At 66.1% G+C, this 13,930-nt stretch carries 11 protein-coding genes and 1 pseudogene; 8 read left to right on the top strand and 4 right to left on the bottom strand.

Annotated features, from left to right (window positions below):
• Window positions 1-65 precede the first annotated feature (65 nt).
• Complete coding sequence (locus tag BCF44_RS53835; protein WP_116182364.1) at window positions 66-857, top strand: SDR family NAD(P)-dependent oxidoreductase; 792 nt, start codon at window positions 66-68, stop codon at window positions 855-857.
• Between the two features lie 604 nt (window positions 858-1,461).
• Window positions 1,462-1,839, top strand: coding sequence for a hypothetical protein (locus BCF44_RS55145; RefSeq protein WP_147329084.1), 378 nt, complete (start codon window positions 1,462-1,464; stop codon window positions 1,837-1,839).
• Window positions 1,840-2,510: 671 nt separating this feature from the next.
• Here the strand turns inward: BCF44_RS55145 and BCF44_RS53840 are convergent.
• On the bottom strand, window positions 2,511-3,023 hold the full coding sequence (locus BCF44_RS53840; protein ID WP_116182365.1) for a hypothetical protein: 513 nt from the start codon (window positions 3,021-3,023) through the stop codon (window positions 2,511-2,513).
• Between the two features lie 177 nt (window positions 3,024-3,200).
• Window positions 3,201-6,395 (bottom strand): S8 family serine peptidase, encoded by a 3,195-nt coding sequence (locus BCF44_RS53845; protein ID WP_116182366.1) that lies wholly within the window; start codon window positions 6,393-6,395, stop codon window positions 3,201-3,203.
• A 379-nt stretch (window positions 6,396-6,774) separates the two neighbouring features.
• Between BCF44_RS53845 and BCF44_RS57250 the strand changes: the two genes are divergently transcribed.
• The 5 genes and pseudogenes from BCF44_RS57250 (at window position 6,775) to BCF44_RS55150 (ending at window position 9,925) form a co-directional block, all read left to right on the top strand.
• On the top strand, window positions 6,775-7,008 hold the full coding sequence (locus BCF44_RS57250) for a transposase family protein (protein ID WP_211353700.1): 234 nt from the start codon (window positions 6,775-6,777) through the stop codon (window positions 7,006-7,008).
• A gap of 57 nt (window positions 7,009-7,065) precedes the next feature.
• Complete coding sequence (locus BCF44_RS57255; RefSeq protein WP_211353701.1) at window positions 7,066-7,347, top strand: transposase; 282 nt, start codon at window positions 7,066-7,068, stop codon at window positions 7,345-7,347.
• A gap of 264 nt (window positions 7,348-7,611) precedes the next feature.
• Window positions 7,612-7,875, top strand: coding sequence for a hypothetical protein (locus BCF44_RS53855; RefSeq protein WP_147329085.1), 264 nt, complete (start codon window positions 7,612-7,614; stop codon window positions 7,873-7,875).
• A 219-nt stretch (window positions 7,876-8,094) separates the two neighbouring features.
• A pseudogene (locus tag BCF44_RS58420) lies at window positions 8,095-8,706 on the top strand (ISL3 family transposase).
• Between the two features lie 787 nt (window positions 8,707-9,493).
• Entirely contained in the window at window positions 9,494-9,925 is a 432-nt protein-coding gene (locus tag BCF44_RS55150) for a hypothetical protein (protein WP_147329086.1), read from the top strand.
• Window positions 9,926-10,848: 923 nt separating this feature from the next.
• Here BCF44_RS55150 and BCF44_RS53870 read toward each other — a convergent pair.
• Complete coding sequence (locus BCF44_RS53870) at window positions 10,849-11,886, bottom strand: IS630 family transposase (RefSeq protein WP_425460129.1); 1,038 nt, start codon at window positions 11,884-11,886, stop codon at window positions 10,849-10,851.
• Between BCF44_RS53870 and BCF44_RS53875 the strand changes: the two genes are divergently transcribed.
• Window positions 11,798-13,444, top strand: coding sequence for an IS1182 family transposase (locus BCF44_RS53875; RefSeq protein ID WP_379801617.1), 1,647 nt, complete (start codon window positions 11,798-11,800; stop codon window positions 13,442-13,444). The genes BCF44_RS53870 and BCF44_RS53875 overlap by 89 nt on opposite strands.
• Here BCF44_RS53875 and BCF44_RS58425 read toward each other — a convergent pair.
• Window positions 13,412-13,621: a helix-turn-helix domain-containing protein gene (locus BCF44_RS58425; RefSeq protein WP_425460130.1), complete on the bottom strand. Its 210-nt coding sequence runs from the start codon at window positions 13,619-13,621 to the stop codon at window positions 13,412-13,414. The genes BCF44_RS53875 and BCF44_RS58425 overlap by 33 nt on opposite strands.
• Window positions 13,622-13,930: the final 309 nt, after the last annotated feature.

A 13,930-nucleotide genomic window follows, 5' to 3' on the forward strand; every position in this document is an offset into this window, starting at 1 on the left:
GTGTACAACGTCGATCGCATATCAAACGCTTGACAGCATGTAGACGGTTGACGCAGGATGGCGACATGACACGAACCCTCGCCTTGATCACCGGTGCCTCCTCCGGCATCGGCGCCGCCTACACCCGTCTGCTCGCCGCCGACCACGACCTCGTGCTGGTTGCCCGACGCGCCGACCGGCTCGCCGACCTGGCCACCGACCTGCGGGCGACCGGCGCCGCGGTGGAGGTCCTGCCCGCCGACCTGAGCACCCCGGAGGGCATCGCCACAGTGACCAACCGGCTCGCCGCGGGCGACGTCCGGCTGCTGATCAGCAACGCCGGCGTCGGCGGGTACGCGCCGCTGACCGAGGTCGATCCCGTTGAGGTGGACCGACTGCTCACCCTCAACGCCGTTGCGCCCGTCCAACTCGTCCGCGCCGCCCTGCCCGGCATGCTGACCGCCAACGAGGGCACCGTCATCACCGTGGCGTCACTGCTCGCGTTCAGCGCCGGCGTGACGAATCCGCAGATGCCGCGCCGTACCCTCTACGCCGCAGCCAAGGCCGCCACCGTGGCGTTCACCCGCACCCTGGCCAACGAACTGGCCGGAACCGCCATCCGGACCCAGGTGGTGTGTCCTGGCGTGGTGGCCACGGAGTTCAACCAGGGGGTCGGGCAGCACATCCCGACCGCCATGAGCGCGGAAGACGTCGCCGCCGCAAGCCTGGCCGGACTCCGCCTCGGCGAGACGATCTGCCTGCCCGGCGTGGAAGACGCCGCACCGGCGTTGGCCACCCTGCTGGCCGCCGAAATGGGCGTGTACCAGGGCAACCGCCCATCGCCCGCTGCGCGCTACCTCCAGGCGCTTCCCCGCTGACAGTCCACAGCACCGAGGAAAGCCGTGTGCGCCATCCGCTTCGACGAGGCATCCTCGGTTTTGACGCCTACCAATGCGATCGGGGGCACACGCTCTGGCGGGAGATCGACACCGTCGCGGGCCAGGCTGGTCTGGCGGAGGTGTTGTCCTGGATCGACCCGTCACCGGCAGGACAAGACACGGCGACCGGCATGGCCCCACGTGAACAGGTAGGATCGATCTGGTCCGTCGCTTGCACGTCCCGTTCTACGAGGAAGCCCGGCCACGGTTCGGGAGTGCTCCTTTGGCGGTGGTTGCCGACGGTACCGATCCTGACCATCCGAACGCTTTGGATCGGATCGCCACAGGCCACTACCTCGACGCGTAGGCCGCTTGCCGGTGCCAGCGCTTTTCTGATAGGGCGTACGGCTGTCATGGCGACGAAGGGCCCTTCCAGGCAGCGGGGATGCGGTGGACTGGACCCAGCTCACCTGGCGTGCACAGAGTTCGGACATCCGTGCAGTCCGCTTCGGACATTGACAGGAGAACACTGCCACACACAGGCAATCCCTCGACTCCGAAAAAATCGATTCGCGCTCAGAAAAATTCGGCAATCCGATGATGGATGCACCGAAACCGCACACACAGCAACCTCAACAACCGTGAGCAGTCCAAAAACAATTTTTGCAAGAAAATGTCGACGACAACAAACTCGGTGACACCGCTCGAATTCCTCACCCCTACCCTGCCGAGCGCATGTGCGATCGGTATCGAAGCGGTATTCGCCGCGGCCAGAACCAAGAACAGGCTTGCCGAAGCTATTGCGCTCTACCGCGCAGCTCAAGCCATTCATCGCGGCTCATTCACGCTGGATACGCTAGTCAAACCTCCCACCCCCACGTTCCTTCTCCACTCTCTGTCGAGAGTCTCGGTAAGGCTCGCATCGACGCGCTGTAACGCGTTTACCGAACAAACAATAGAGATTCCCATTTTTGATACGTAGGCGGTTCGGCTGCCCGAGATCGTGGCGGCCGATCCGGCCAGAACACGGCGAACGCCGGCTCCGTGGCCGAAGAGTGCTACGCCATCGCTGCCGATCGTGCCGTCCGCGACGTCCCCGCGCACTCATCCAGCACCTCGACCGACTGATGCACGTCCAACGGGGGAACGCTGCATCCCTCGCCGCAACGGAGCACTGACCTGTTTCGAGCGTGTGGTGTTCACCTGCGCTGGTTCCGCGAGAACCACTCGACACCTGGTACTCCGGCAAGGCCCTCGACCCCGGCGGATTCCCGCTGTGGATCTCCGATGCGATGCCCGGCGCGGACACACGTACCTCCATCGCATGCGGCTGACTGACCTGAAAGTCTCGCCGAACTGCGGCGGCACGACCTTCACCAGGCCGGCCAGGTATTCCACCGCGCCGCCGGGCACTTCCTCGGAGTAGCGGGGAACCGGCCGGCGATCTCGTAAACTTCAGTAGCACCGCGAACCCCAGCCGGGTCGCACCGGACTTGTTGCCGATCAGTGGCCAGTCGGCGTCAACCAGCATTCAGGACTCGATCAGCTCGTCCGGTTCCCACTCCCGCTTCACGGCCGCGGACAGTATCCCCACATCCACGACACGAACAGTGGCCATTCCTCATCTGGGACGTCATCCACGCGCGCCCCCGGTCACAACAGACACGATCGAGACCGCCGCTCCTCGCGCTGATGCGGGACAACGACCACGGTCGTCACCGCGGCGGCCACGGACCGATAGACGTGCCGAACAGCAGGTGCGCCAGGCTCTGCGGCCATAACCGGTACTCCGGAGCAGAACTGGCAGCCGATCACGATGCTGCCACGATCGCCCAGATGGTCACCGACATACTCGACGGCACGGCCGAACAACACCATCTGCTGGCCGGCGCCCGCCCCTACAGCCTGGATGACGCCACCCTCGAGCACGTCGAGCGTATGTACCGGGAGGACCTGGACGGACACTTGACGCTCGAGAACCAACTCGCCCGCTGGCAACACAACCACCCCGGCGCTGAGGGCTTGGCCGGCCTCGCCGGCCGGATCGGCCAGTTGCGCCCGGCCTCCCAGCGCGTGCTCGACCTTGCCCGCCAGCAGCGGGCCAACATCATCGAGGCGCTGACGGACAAGTCCGACCTCCAGGTGGGCCTGGAGGCCCTTGGTCAACCGTCCACTCTCCGCCGACGACCCGGATGGATCAGGTCCGGCTCGCTGATCAGCTACAAGAGCCCTACTTTGGGGCTCGCCGCAGCTTCGGGAGTGCCGGGCCTTGTCAGTCCGGCGGTCACGATCCGGTCAGTGCCTGGCCGGCACCGAAATCCTGGCCCGCAGGGGATCGTTGATCTAGCCAACCCTGTAGCTGTAGGGCAGGCCGGTCAGCTCGCACCCCTGGCCGGCCAGATTGTTCCAGGTGTCCACGTACACCGTGCCATGCACCGTGCTGCCCGGCGCCGCGGTGGGTTTGATGGTCAACGGCAGCGTCGCCTTGCCACCGGCCGGGATGAACACCGGCGCCCCGGCCGGGCCTCCCACCGAGGACAGCCAGAAGTCGCCGGTCGACGACATGACCGCCGGGTCGAACGCTTGGGTCCGCGCGGTCAGCGTCGCGGTCGCCGTACCCGGTGCCGCGGTGCCGTGGAACGGGCCGAGTTCGCCTATGTCGGTGCTCCACTGTCCGAACGCGACCTGACCAGCCGACACATCCAGCACCACGTGGCTGCCGCTGCCGTGCACGCTCGGATTGCCATCGACGTAACCCAGGTAGACCCCCACCGGCAGGCTCGCATGCACCGTTTCGGTGATTGTGCCGGTGTGCGGCGGAACCAGCCAGGACGGCGGCGACGTGGTCGCGGTGTCCTCGGGCAGGTTCAGCGTTGTGTTCCCGGAGGTCGGCTTCATGGCCAGGTCGGCCTGCTGGTCCAGCCGTGGGTCGAGGAAGAAGTACGCCCCGGCCGCTCCAGTGTTGGTCACCGTCACGCTGGCCGTTCGCGACGCGCTGAGCGGTGCCCCGGCTGGCAGCCCGGTGGCCGACACCCGCACCGAGCCGAACCGTACCGTGCCGTGCACCTGCTCGCTGATGTCGTTGCCGCTGACGTTGCCGACCACCTGCGCGATCAGTAGCCAGCGCCCCGCCGCCGGCCGGTTCACCACCATGGTGGCCGCGCCCGTGGCCGGCCCATGGCCGCTGCCCCAACTGCTCTCCACCTGGTTGACATCGCTGGCCAGGATCTGCCCGTCCGGTGTTGCCAGGTAGAACGCGAGCATGGTGTTCGGGTCCGGCGCGGTCACGTCGACGGTCATGTCCGGCTGGCCGGCCGGCACGTCCAGGTAATAGCCAAGATACTGGTCGATGCCGCGGCCCACCCCGCCGGTGATCGTCGCGGTGAACGTGCCCGGGGCCGGAACAAGCGTCCGACGAGCCAGCGGCACGGACAGGCGCGTGCCCAGGCCGGAGTCGACCTGCAGCGAGGCGGGTGCGTCTCCGGCCTGGTCGGGCAGCGGCACGGCCACGTCGAACGTGGCCGAACTACCACCAGGGATGATCTTCGTCTGCGGGCCGATCCCGGCCGAGGTGTGGTCGAAGCCGGTCAATTGGAGGTGGACCGGGCCGCGGTAGCTGCCCGGTGTGTTCGGCGGGCCGTCGTACCATGCCCAGTTCGGGCCCCAGAGGACCTTCTCCGTCCAGGTGCCCGGGGTCGGGTCCTGCACCCCGGCCTCCTGGTGGTTGGCGAATCCGTAGTCGTAGGACGCCTGCACCAGCCGTCCAGCCGGGTCGAAGAGCTCGAAGCTGAGCTGCCCCGACGTCGCGATACCCGGCCACGCCATCTCCGCCCGCAGCCACTGTGTCCCGGGAGCAACGGTGAAGGTGGTCGTCGGTGCGGCAAGTGGGTCCTCACCTGGACCGCTGGTCTGCGGGGGCGCGGCGTCGGTGACCTGGACGGTCCTGGCCGTAGAGAAGACCTGACGGCCTAGAGCACGCGAGCCGAGCGTGACGACCTGCGGCCGCCTCGCGGTGTTGGTCAGCGTCACTGAGGCGCGCTGCACGCTGCCGGCCGCACCGGTGACGTCGACCTGGGTCGTGGACGGGATCAGCGCGGAGCTGGTGTCGCTGCCGGTGCCGATCGCCTGCGCGGCGCGCACGGCGGCGTAGCTGTCGAGCAGCCCGGAACCCTGCTCGTCAGCGGGCGCGTGAAGGTCGGTCGCGGTGCCGGTGAGAAGCTGTTTGACCAGTTGAGGCATTGGCTTCGCGCCTTGATGGGCATCGGCGTAGGCCTGGATGACCAGCGCCGCCGCCCCGGCCGCGAACGGGCACGCCTGGCTGGTCCCGCCGAACACCTGGGTCGGGCCCGAGCAGTCGGGCCAGTGGTCCTTGTCAACCGTGCAGGCGGCCATCCCGTTCATCGCCGGGGCCACCAGGTCGATGTACCGGTTGTCCAGGCTCGGGCCGCCGGAGGACAGCGCGGTGATGTTGTTGTTCACGTAGCCCGGGTAGCCCTTGGCCAGTGCGCTGATCCGGTAGGCATTGGTCCCACCGACCGAGATCACGTCCGGCGAGGTGGCCGGATCGCCCACCGTCCCGGACTGCCCCGCGTCCCCGGAAGACACCACGACGGTAACCCCGGCGGCGGCAGCAGCCGCGTTGGCGAGCGAGATCGGGTCGTTCGCGCCGTCCGGGAAGGCGTACGCGTTGAGGGACTCCGACAGCACGTCGACCTTGTCGTGGGTCACGGCATAGTCGATGCCGCGCACGAACCCGGACTCCGGCGAGCCCTTCTGGCCGAACACCTTGATCGCAGCCAGTGAGATGTCCGGTGCGAAACCGCGGATCCGGAACGTGCATCCCGTGGGCAGCCCAGCATGCGGCAGCGCGGTGGCGAAGTCGTAGACCCTGCTGCCCTGCGCGGCCAGCGCGCTGGCGTCGCCGAACGGCTCGGCGCCGCCGGTCTGGTCCTGAGTGCCGTCGCCGGAGAAGTCCTGGTAATCGAAAATCACATGGCTGCCGTCGGGACGGACGAACTCCGGATTGTCGACGTCCATGCCACCGGCCAGAAACGCGGCCTTCACGCCCTTGCCGGTCGCGATCCGCTGTGCGGTGGGCCGGCTGGGGTCGGTCGAGGCGGTGCCGGTCAAGCTCAGCGCCTCCGGTTCCAGCAACGGCCGGCTCGGGTCAGAAGGACACAGCGACGCGGCCGGATTGGTGCCGGACCTAGCATTCACGGTTGCCGCGCTCGGCTGATGCGGCAATGGGATCATCCGGTCCGGCACCACCGCGGCGACCTGCGGATCAACCTGTAACCGGGCCACCTCGGCCGCGTCGGCATGGGCGGCGACCGCGCTGACCGTGCTGAACTGCTGAATGCCGGTCGCCCCGGACGCCCTCAGCGCGCCGACGATGCCGGTCTGGTCGGCAGCGGTGGCCTGCTGTCGCTGCTGCGCCTGGATCTTCGGCTTGAGATTCGGATGCTGGTCGCGCAGCACCACGATGACGGCCTGCTCGGCAGCAGCAGTGCCAGCGGCCACGCTGACCGGCGCAGTCATGGCGCACACCGAGACAACAGCTGCCACCAGACAGAAAGCGCGTGGTCCCCACATACGCAAAGAGCATCAGATCGCAGGATATTCAGACAATCCTCAAAACGATGAAAAACCGAAGCAACTATTCACACGGCGAGTACAAGCGGGCAAGGCGGCCTTGCCATCGGCAGCAAGCCTGCTGCGCACGGTATTGGTGACGTCATCCCCCACTACGTCCCGGCCACGGCGCATAACGGGTCTTCGAAGTTGTCCGGGCAGAGTGATCGCGGGTAGCGGACCGTAGCCTTCGGGGCTGGACACGAAGGACCCGTGGCTCTTTGTGATCATGGTCGTTCCTACGCAACCTGACCGAAGAACCACGGGCGTGCACAACGATACGACCTTGCTGCTCGGCCTGGACGGCCCGGCCGTCGATCACGTGGAGCTCGATGTCGACGGCACGCCGGTTGTGCATGTGATCAAGGAGTGGGTGATCATCCGCCCGCGGGATCTGCCCTCTGGTGGCGAGAGCATCCGCCTGACCTGGCACAAGCAGCGATGGCGCTGCCGGTCTGCCGAATGTCCGAAGAGGACGTTCGGCAGACGGTGCCGCTCGTGCCGGCTCAGGTCCGACTGACCACACGATTACTGCACGCGGCGGGAACAGTGGTGGCCACGGCCAAACTTTCATGTGGTGCAGCTCGCCAACAAGGCGCCGTGCGAGGTGCGGCGGCGGCTGACCTTCCAGCACCGAGGCCGCCGGGGCCACAAGACCGACCCGGAGTGGATCGCCTGCAACCGCCTGACCCGCAACTGGGAAGATCTGCGCACCGGCACCACCAACGCCAAGAGCGAGGGCATCAACCGTGCCGTCAAACTCGCCGCCCGCAACGCCTACGGCTTCCGCGACCCCAAGAACCAACGCCTACGCACACGCAGCGTCACCAGTAAAGTGACCGTGCCCGGCCAAGTTTGAAGACCCGTGATGCCTGCATCCTTCGTGACGGACGACATATCCGACAGTTGGCGACTGATAGTTTCACCAAGATCGAACAAGGCGGCAGCTTCGTGACCTACCGTCAGAAAAGGCTACCGCGCCAGCTCTCGACCCCTCCACTGTGCGCGAAGCCACTCGTCCACTCCACGTATCGGATGATGCGTGCGCTGAATCCCACTGATTGGGTTCATCTCGTCAGTGAAGGAAAACGGGAGGTAGATCATGAACCGTGTTGAGGCCGCCGTGGCCGTGGTCGTTGCCGAGGCGCCGGAGCAGCCGCTCCAGTTCGTCACCGACGTGCCGCCGCTGTTGTGTGGCGCGGTCGAGGTGGCGGCGGTGGGATTTGCCCAGATTGCTGCAGTCAACAAGACCTTCGGCCTGTTCAAGCACGTGTTCGGCACGAGCCACGCCGAGGAGGGCGCCCCGGTGAGCGGCACTGACCAACGGGCGACCTTCGCTGACCTGTCGGTCGCTGCGCTGAGCCAGGCGCGTTCTGACCTGGACTGAGTTCACTCCGGTCAGACTGGTGTCCATGACTGCCTGATGGTGGCCGTGGACACCAGCGGCCTGCCGAGGCCCGAACGGCTCAGCGCGTGCGCAGGTGGCGGAGCAACGCCACCCCGGCGGCGATCACCGGAACCGGAATCGCCACGGCGAGCATGGCGGCCTTCACCCCGGCCGAGGGCGCCGCGCCAAGCGCGATGGCGACGTCGGCGGCGTCGCTGCATGTCGGCCTGCTACCAGGCCACTATGCGCCAGGCACTGCCTGCGGCGACGATCGTGGTCGATCACTTTCATGTGGTGCAGCTGGCCAACAAGGCACCGTGCGAGGTGCGGCGGCGGCTGACCTTCCAGAACCGCGGCCGCCGGGGCCACAAGACCGACCCGGAATGGATCGCCCGAAACCGCCTGACCCGCAACCGGGAAGATCTCACCGACGAGCAGGTCACCACGATGTGGACCAAACTCGAAGCGGCCAGGCCGATCGGCACCAGCATCCTCACCGCCTAGATCGCCAAAGAAGAACTGCGTGGCGTCCTGGCCTGCAACCGCGAGAAGTTCGAGCCGGCCGTGGTGCGCAGGCGCCTGTACAGCTTCTACACGTGGTGCGCCGACAGCGGCATCACCGAGATCACGCAACTGGCCACCACCATCGAGACCTGGTGGGAGGGCATCGAACCGTTCCTGCGCACCGGCACCACCAACGCCGAGAGCGAGGGCATCAACCGCGCCATCAAACTCGCCGCCGCAACGCCTAGGGCTTCCGCAACCCCCAAGAACCAACGCCTACGCACACACAGCGTCACCAACAAAGTCACCGCGCCCGGCCAAGTTTGAAGACCCCGCATAACTCGAACACACGACCGCATTGCCGTTGGCCATCGGCGTTGGCGGCGGCCATCCGCGCCTCCCATTCCCGATCGAATCGCGAGCACGTGATGGTCGTGAAGGCGCCGACATTGCGGATGCACATCCGAGCCAGACCGGCTGTCACCATCCCCGTCGTCGACGACGCTCTCAGCCTGGATTGCCAGGGCAGCGGTGAAGCAATTCGGGTGTCGGACCACTACCGGCGGACCAGCGCCCACGCGTCCAGCAACAGGTCCGCCATTCACGGAATTCCATGGTTAACGTTCGAAATTTACTCGTTGGCGAACTTTCTTCCCCAGCCGAGCCGCATGGATGTGATAAACAGCAAGAAAGCTCAACCGGAAGCCTCAGAGAGTAGACCGTGCCCAAAAAAAGTCGCTTGACCACCCTAACGCTCGGCGTGGCGCCGGGTGGACTCTGCGTCACGGTCGTCGCGTGGCCGGCCGCGGCCGACGAGAAGCCCCCGACCTCTAGCCGTTGGCACCACCAGCACACCGTCGGCGTCAGTCGCGCCCGGAAACGGAGTGAGTACGCGGCATTGGCACGGTGCGGTAACGGCGCCTGACACGGGGCTCCGCCGGCCGCGAACGATAATCCCGCGGCTACCACTCAGCCCGCGGCGCGATCTGTGTTGCCGGCACGGGCGACCTCGGAGGTACCCGACGGGACTGACAGGCACCTGCACACTAGCGGTCCACCGTCCAACGAAAATGGTGATCACATGCGCTTCAGATCGATACTCAGGTCTCTCAGTGTGGCTGCGGTAGCCGCGGCCTTCGGGCTGGTCACATCCAGCGTGGCAATGGCCGTTTCCATCGTTCCCTTTGATGCCGGAACCAGCACCTGCACGGCCGACACAAGCAAATGCCACCTGTTCCACTTCAAACTCGACGGCCATTCACACACTATCTCAATTACGACGTTCAACGACCCCTGCTCGTCCTGGAATACCGCAAACAGCTACAAGGTCACCCGAAAGAACAGCGCAAACTTCTGGCTCGACCCAAACAAGGACAAGTACTTCTTCGTAAATTTCGATTGGCACGCTGGCAATGACATGAAGAACGACATGGTAACTTACCCGTGCGGCGGAGGTGCGGTTGATTACGCGTTCCCCAACAATCAAAACCGGTGTTGGTACCTCATGACCCTGAAGACAACAGGCCAAAACTGTAACTGGGGCTAGCCAGCCGCTTCCTGGCATTTCAACTCGATAGGCGCCAATACAAAGAAAGGCGCTCCTGAACTGTAAGGATATGACTCGACGATGATCATGTCTGAACAGTTCAGGAGCACTTTCTGGTGATCAACCCTACCAAACGGCTGCGGCTGTTCTCCGCCGCCAGACTGTCCCGCTATACACACCAAGTGCCGCCTTTCACCGACCCGATCACCGCCGCGCTGGCCCGTCGGCAAGCACAACAGGTGTCCCTTGAAGTAGCCGCAATGCCCGCACCAGCCGAAACTCTTCCACTTCTCGTCGACCTCGCTGCATACTCCCCCGTGGTCGGCCCGATGTGACGTTCGAACCGATGCGCTGGCCGCGCGCCGGTGGTCCTGCGAGATCTTCCCTTCATCCGCGCCGGCGTGTGCTTGAGCGGGCGTGGACCGTGTGGTGCGTGGCGTTGTGGTCTTCTCGCCAGTCCATCAAGTGTCCAGTCGGGTCGTTTGGATGGGGCGTGATCACCTCGGCGTAGTTGGACGTCGCGGTTGCGCCGCCGGCGACGACCAGACGGATGCCGGCGTCGACCGCGACTTGTGGTTGGCCCGAGCAGCGGTAGCTCGCACCAGGCTCTGCGAGGCGCACGGGGTACGACAGCTCGGATGGGGCGCAGGCCACCTACCGCTGGTGCGAGCATCGACAAGCCAGAGATCGACGGCGGCCGTGAGTGGGTGGCTCCGAACCGGCAGAACGCGTCCCTGCGCGGACAACATCCCACACACACCAGCCGGGTGCGCGTAACCGCTTGGACGGCATGCGTCAGCACGCACATCGTGGCGCGCCGATGGCTCTCGACCCGCTTGCGCACCGGGCAGGTGTCCATCCCGAGTTGATCCTCACCGGTCCTGGTTGTCACCCTCGACCTTCCAGCGCAAGCTAGTGGCTCGTCACGCGACCTTGGTCGGGTAATGGGTCCAGGACCGGATCGGTGAGTCGGTCGCAAACCCGGTCTTGGGTCGAGCACGGGCGTTGCGCCAGCGGACGTAGGCCGCGATCGCGGCGTTCTGCTCGACGTGACTGCGGTGATCGGTCCCGTTGAGCGCGAAGTAGCGCAGCGCGGCGAACTCGGCCTCGATCCAGTTCAACCACGAGCCGTAGGCCGGCAGGAACACCAACTCGACCGCGTTGACCGCGCACCACGCGCGGACCTTCGGGTGGCGATGCGGGGAGAAGTTGTCCGCGATGACGTACAACTTCTCCCCAGGCCAGCGGGCACGCAGCGCCATGAGCAGAGCAAGGAACTCGCGATGGCGTTTGCGGTCCCGTATCCGGTAGAAGATCTTCCCGGTGGCCAGGTCCAGAGCGGCCAGCATATGCATCACGCCGTCGTAGCGGTTGTAGGTCGCACGCTGCCGCTGTGGGTTCCCGCTCGGGCGCCAGGCCTTTCCCTTGCGAGGCTGCAAGTTCAGCGGACCGAACTCGTCCACGCAGACCACGCGGCCGTCGTCGGGTGGACGGTCGTAGAGGTCCAGGATCCGGTGCATCTTGGCGATGAAATCCGGATCCGTCGACGCCTTCCACGTGGTCGTGGTCTGCCACGACACGCCGCCGGCGCGCAGGATCCGACGCAGGGTCTCCGTCGAGATGGCCACCACGGTGCCCCGGTCGAGCAGGTGGGCGCGCAACTTGGCCAGCGACCACGTCGCGAACGCGGTGATGCCCCAGTCGGCGGGGGACGTCCGAGCGATCAAACAGATCCGCTCACGGATCTTGTCACCGATCGTCTTCGGTCGTCCCCCGCTCCATTTTGGACACCGTTGGCGAATGCGGACGGCGCTACCGCGTCCTAGATGATCATGTTCGTCACAGAGGACATGATGGTCAGTGGAGGTTGGGGTGTCGTTGCGTCTGCGCAGCTGGGACGTCGTTCCAGACGAAACGGCTCGCGTTGCCCGGATGGTGTTCCCCGAGGGGTGCCTGGCGATGCGAACGCGGGACGTGCTGGGACCGGTCTTCACCGACACCGACTTCACCGACGCGTTCCCGCGCCGCGGCCAGCCAGGCCTCTCGCCAGCACTGTTGGCGCTGGTGTCGGTGCTGCAGTTCGCCGAGGGCCTGTCCGATCGCCAGGCCGCCCATGCGGTTCGCGCACGGATCGACTGGAAGTACGCCCTGGGCCTGGAGTTGGCTGACCAGGGCTTCAACTACTCGGTGCTCAGCGAGTTCCGCACGCGCTTGATCGACGGCGGGATGCAGCGGCGGATGCTGGACGCGGTGATCGATGCCGCCAGCCGAGCAGGGCTGCTGACGGCTGGCGGTCGCCAGCGCACCGACTCCACCCATGTGCTGGCGGTGGTGCGGGACCTCAACCGGCTGCAATTCGTCACCGAGACGCTGCGCGCCGCGTTGAACGCGCTCGCCGCGGCCGCACCGGACTGGCTGGCCAGCCTGGCCGAGCCGGAGTGGTTCGACCGCTACAGTGCCCGCTCGGAAGACACCCGGTTCCCAAGCCGGTGGGCAGCCCGGACCGCCCACGCCGACCAGGTCGGCGCCGACGGCATGGTGGTGCTCTCTGCGGTCGCCACGTCCACAGCACCTGCGTGGTTGCGGGAACTTGCGGCGGTGGAGTTACTGCGCCAGATCTGGGTGCAGCAGTACCACGTCGTCGACGGACAAATGCGCTGGCGGGACAAGAAAGACTTGCCACCGGCGACAATCCGCTACTGCTCGCCGTATGACCCGCAGGCCCGGACCGGCACCAAACGCGTGGCGTCGTGGAACGGCTACAAGGTCCATCTCACCGAGACCTGCGAACCGGACGCCCCGCACCTGATCACACACGTGACCACCACGCCTGCCCAGGTCCCGGACATGGCCGTCACCGCGACGATCCACACCAGGCTGGCCGAACGGGAACTATTGCCGCAGATGCATCTGGTCGACGCCGGCTACATCGACGCCGAACACCTGGTTGATGCGCGGGAGAAGTACGGCATGGAACTGCTGGGACCTGCCAAGCCCGACAGCGCTTGGCAGGTCGGCGTCGAGAACGGGTTCACCCTGGACCAGTTCAGCATCGACTGGGAAAGCCAGCGGGCGACCTGTCCTACCGGCATGATCGCGACATCCTGGAACGCCGACCAGTCCCAGGATGGTGTTCCCGTTGTCCGGGTGCGGTTTCCGGTCTTGGCCTGCCGACCATGCCCGGTCCGTGACCGGTGCACCCGCTCCAGCGCCGGCCGTCGGCTGACCCTGCGACACCGTGCCCAACATGATGTGCTGCAACAGGCGCGCACGATGCAGCAGACCGAGCAGTGGCAGCAGCGCTACCAGCACCGCGCCGGCGTCGAAGGCACGGTCGCTCAAGCCGCCCGCAGCTTCGGCCTCCGGCGTTCCCGCTACCACGGCTTGGCCAAGACCGCCTTGCAGCACCTGCTGACCGCGGCCGGGATCAACCTGCACCGTCTCAACGCGTGGTGGGAGGACACACCTTTCGCTGCCACCCGGACATCACACTTCGCTGCGTTGCGTCCTACCGGTTGATGCCAGTGGGCTGGAGTTCGCCAACGGTGTCCATTTTGGGTCCAGCGCGTCGAACCCCCGCTCGTTGAACCCGTGGATCACATCGCGCACGTAGTCGGCGCTGACCTGCAGCAACGACGTGATGTCCCGGACGGCCTGGCCCTGGCCCGACATCAGCACCACAATCGCCCGCCGCAGCTTGACCGGGTCCCTTCGCGGTCCGGGTCACTCGCTGAAGCTTGCGGCCTTCCTCCATCGACAGCGCCCGGACGAACACCTCGGGTCGACGAGCCACAACCACCTCCCACAGTCGATCTGTGGGTCCAGGCTGGCCCACCCCCAGCGAAGATCAATTACCGGGTTAGAGTTCCGAGCCGAGCCACTAGTAGGACTTTGTTACTTCGGGATGGAGTGTGAGATGATCTTGGAGTGATGCCCGCCGAGTTGGACGCTGTGCGTGACCGCCTGGAGGAGTTCGCCGGTGAGGTGTTCGCGCCGTTCTCGCGG

Origin of the sequence: Kutzneria buriramensis (genome assembly GCF_003387475.1) — a bacterium.
GTDB classification, from domain to species: domain Bacteria; phylum Actinomycetota; class Actinomycetes; order Mycobacteriales; family Pseudonocardiaceae; genus Kutzneria; species Kutzneria buriramensis.

Coding starts and splice junctions, on each gene's coding strand:
- BCF44_RS53835 (WP_116182364.1), top strand. CDS start 66: ATGACACGAACCCTCGCCTTGATCACCGGTGCCTCCTCCGGCATCGGC.
- BCF44_RS55145 (WP_147329084.1), top strand. CDS start 1,462: ATGCACCGAAACCGCACACACAGCAACCTCAACAACCGTGAGCAGTCC.
- BCF44_RS53845 (WP_116182366.1), bottom strand. CDS start 6,395: ATGACTGCGCCGGTCAGCGTGGCCGCTGGCACTGCTGCTGCCGAGCAG.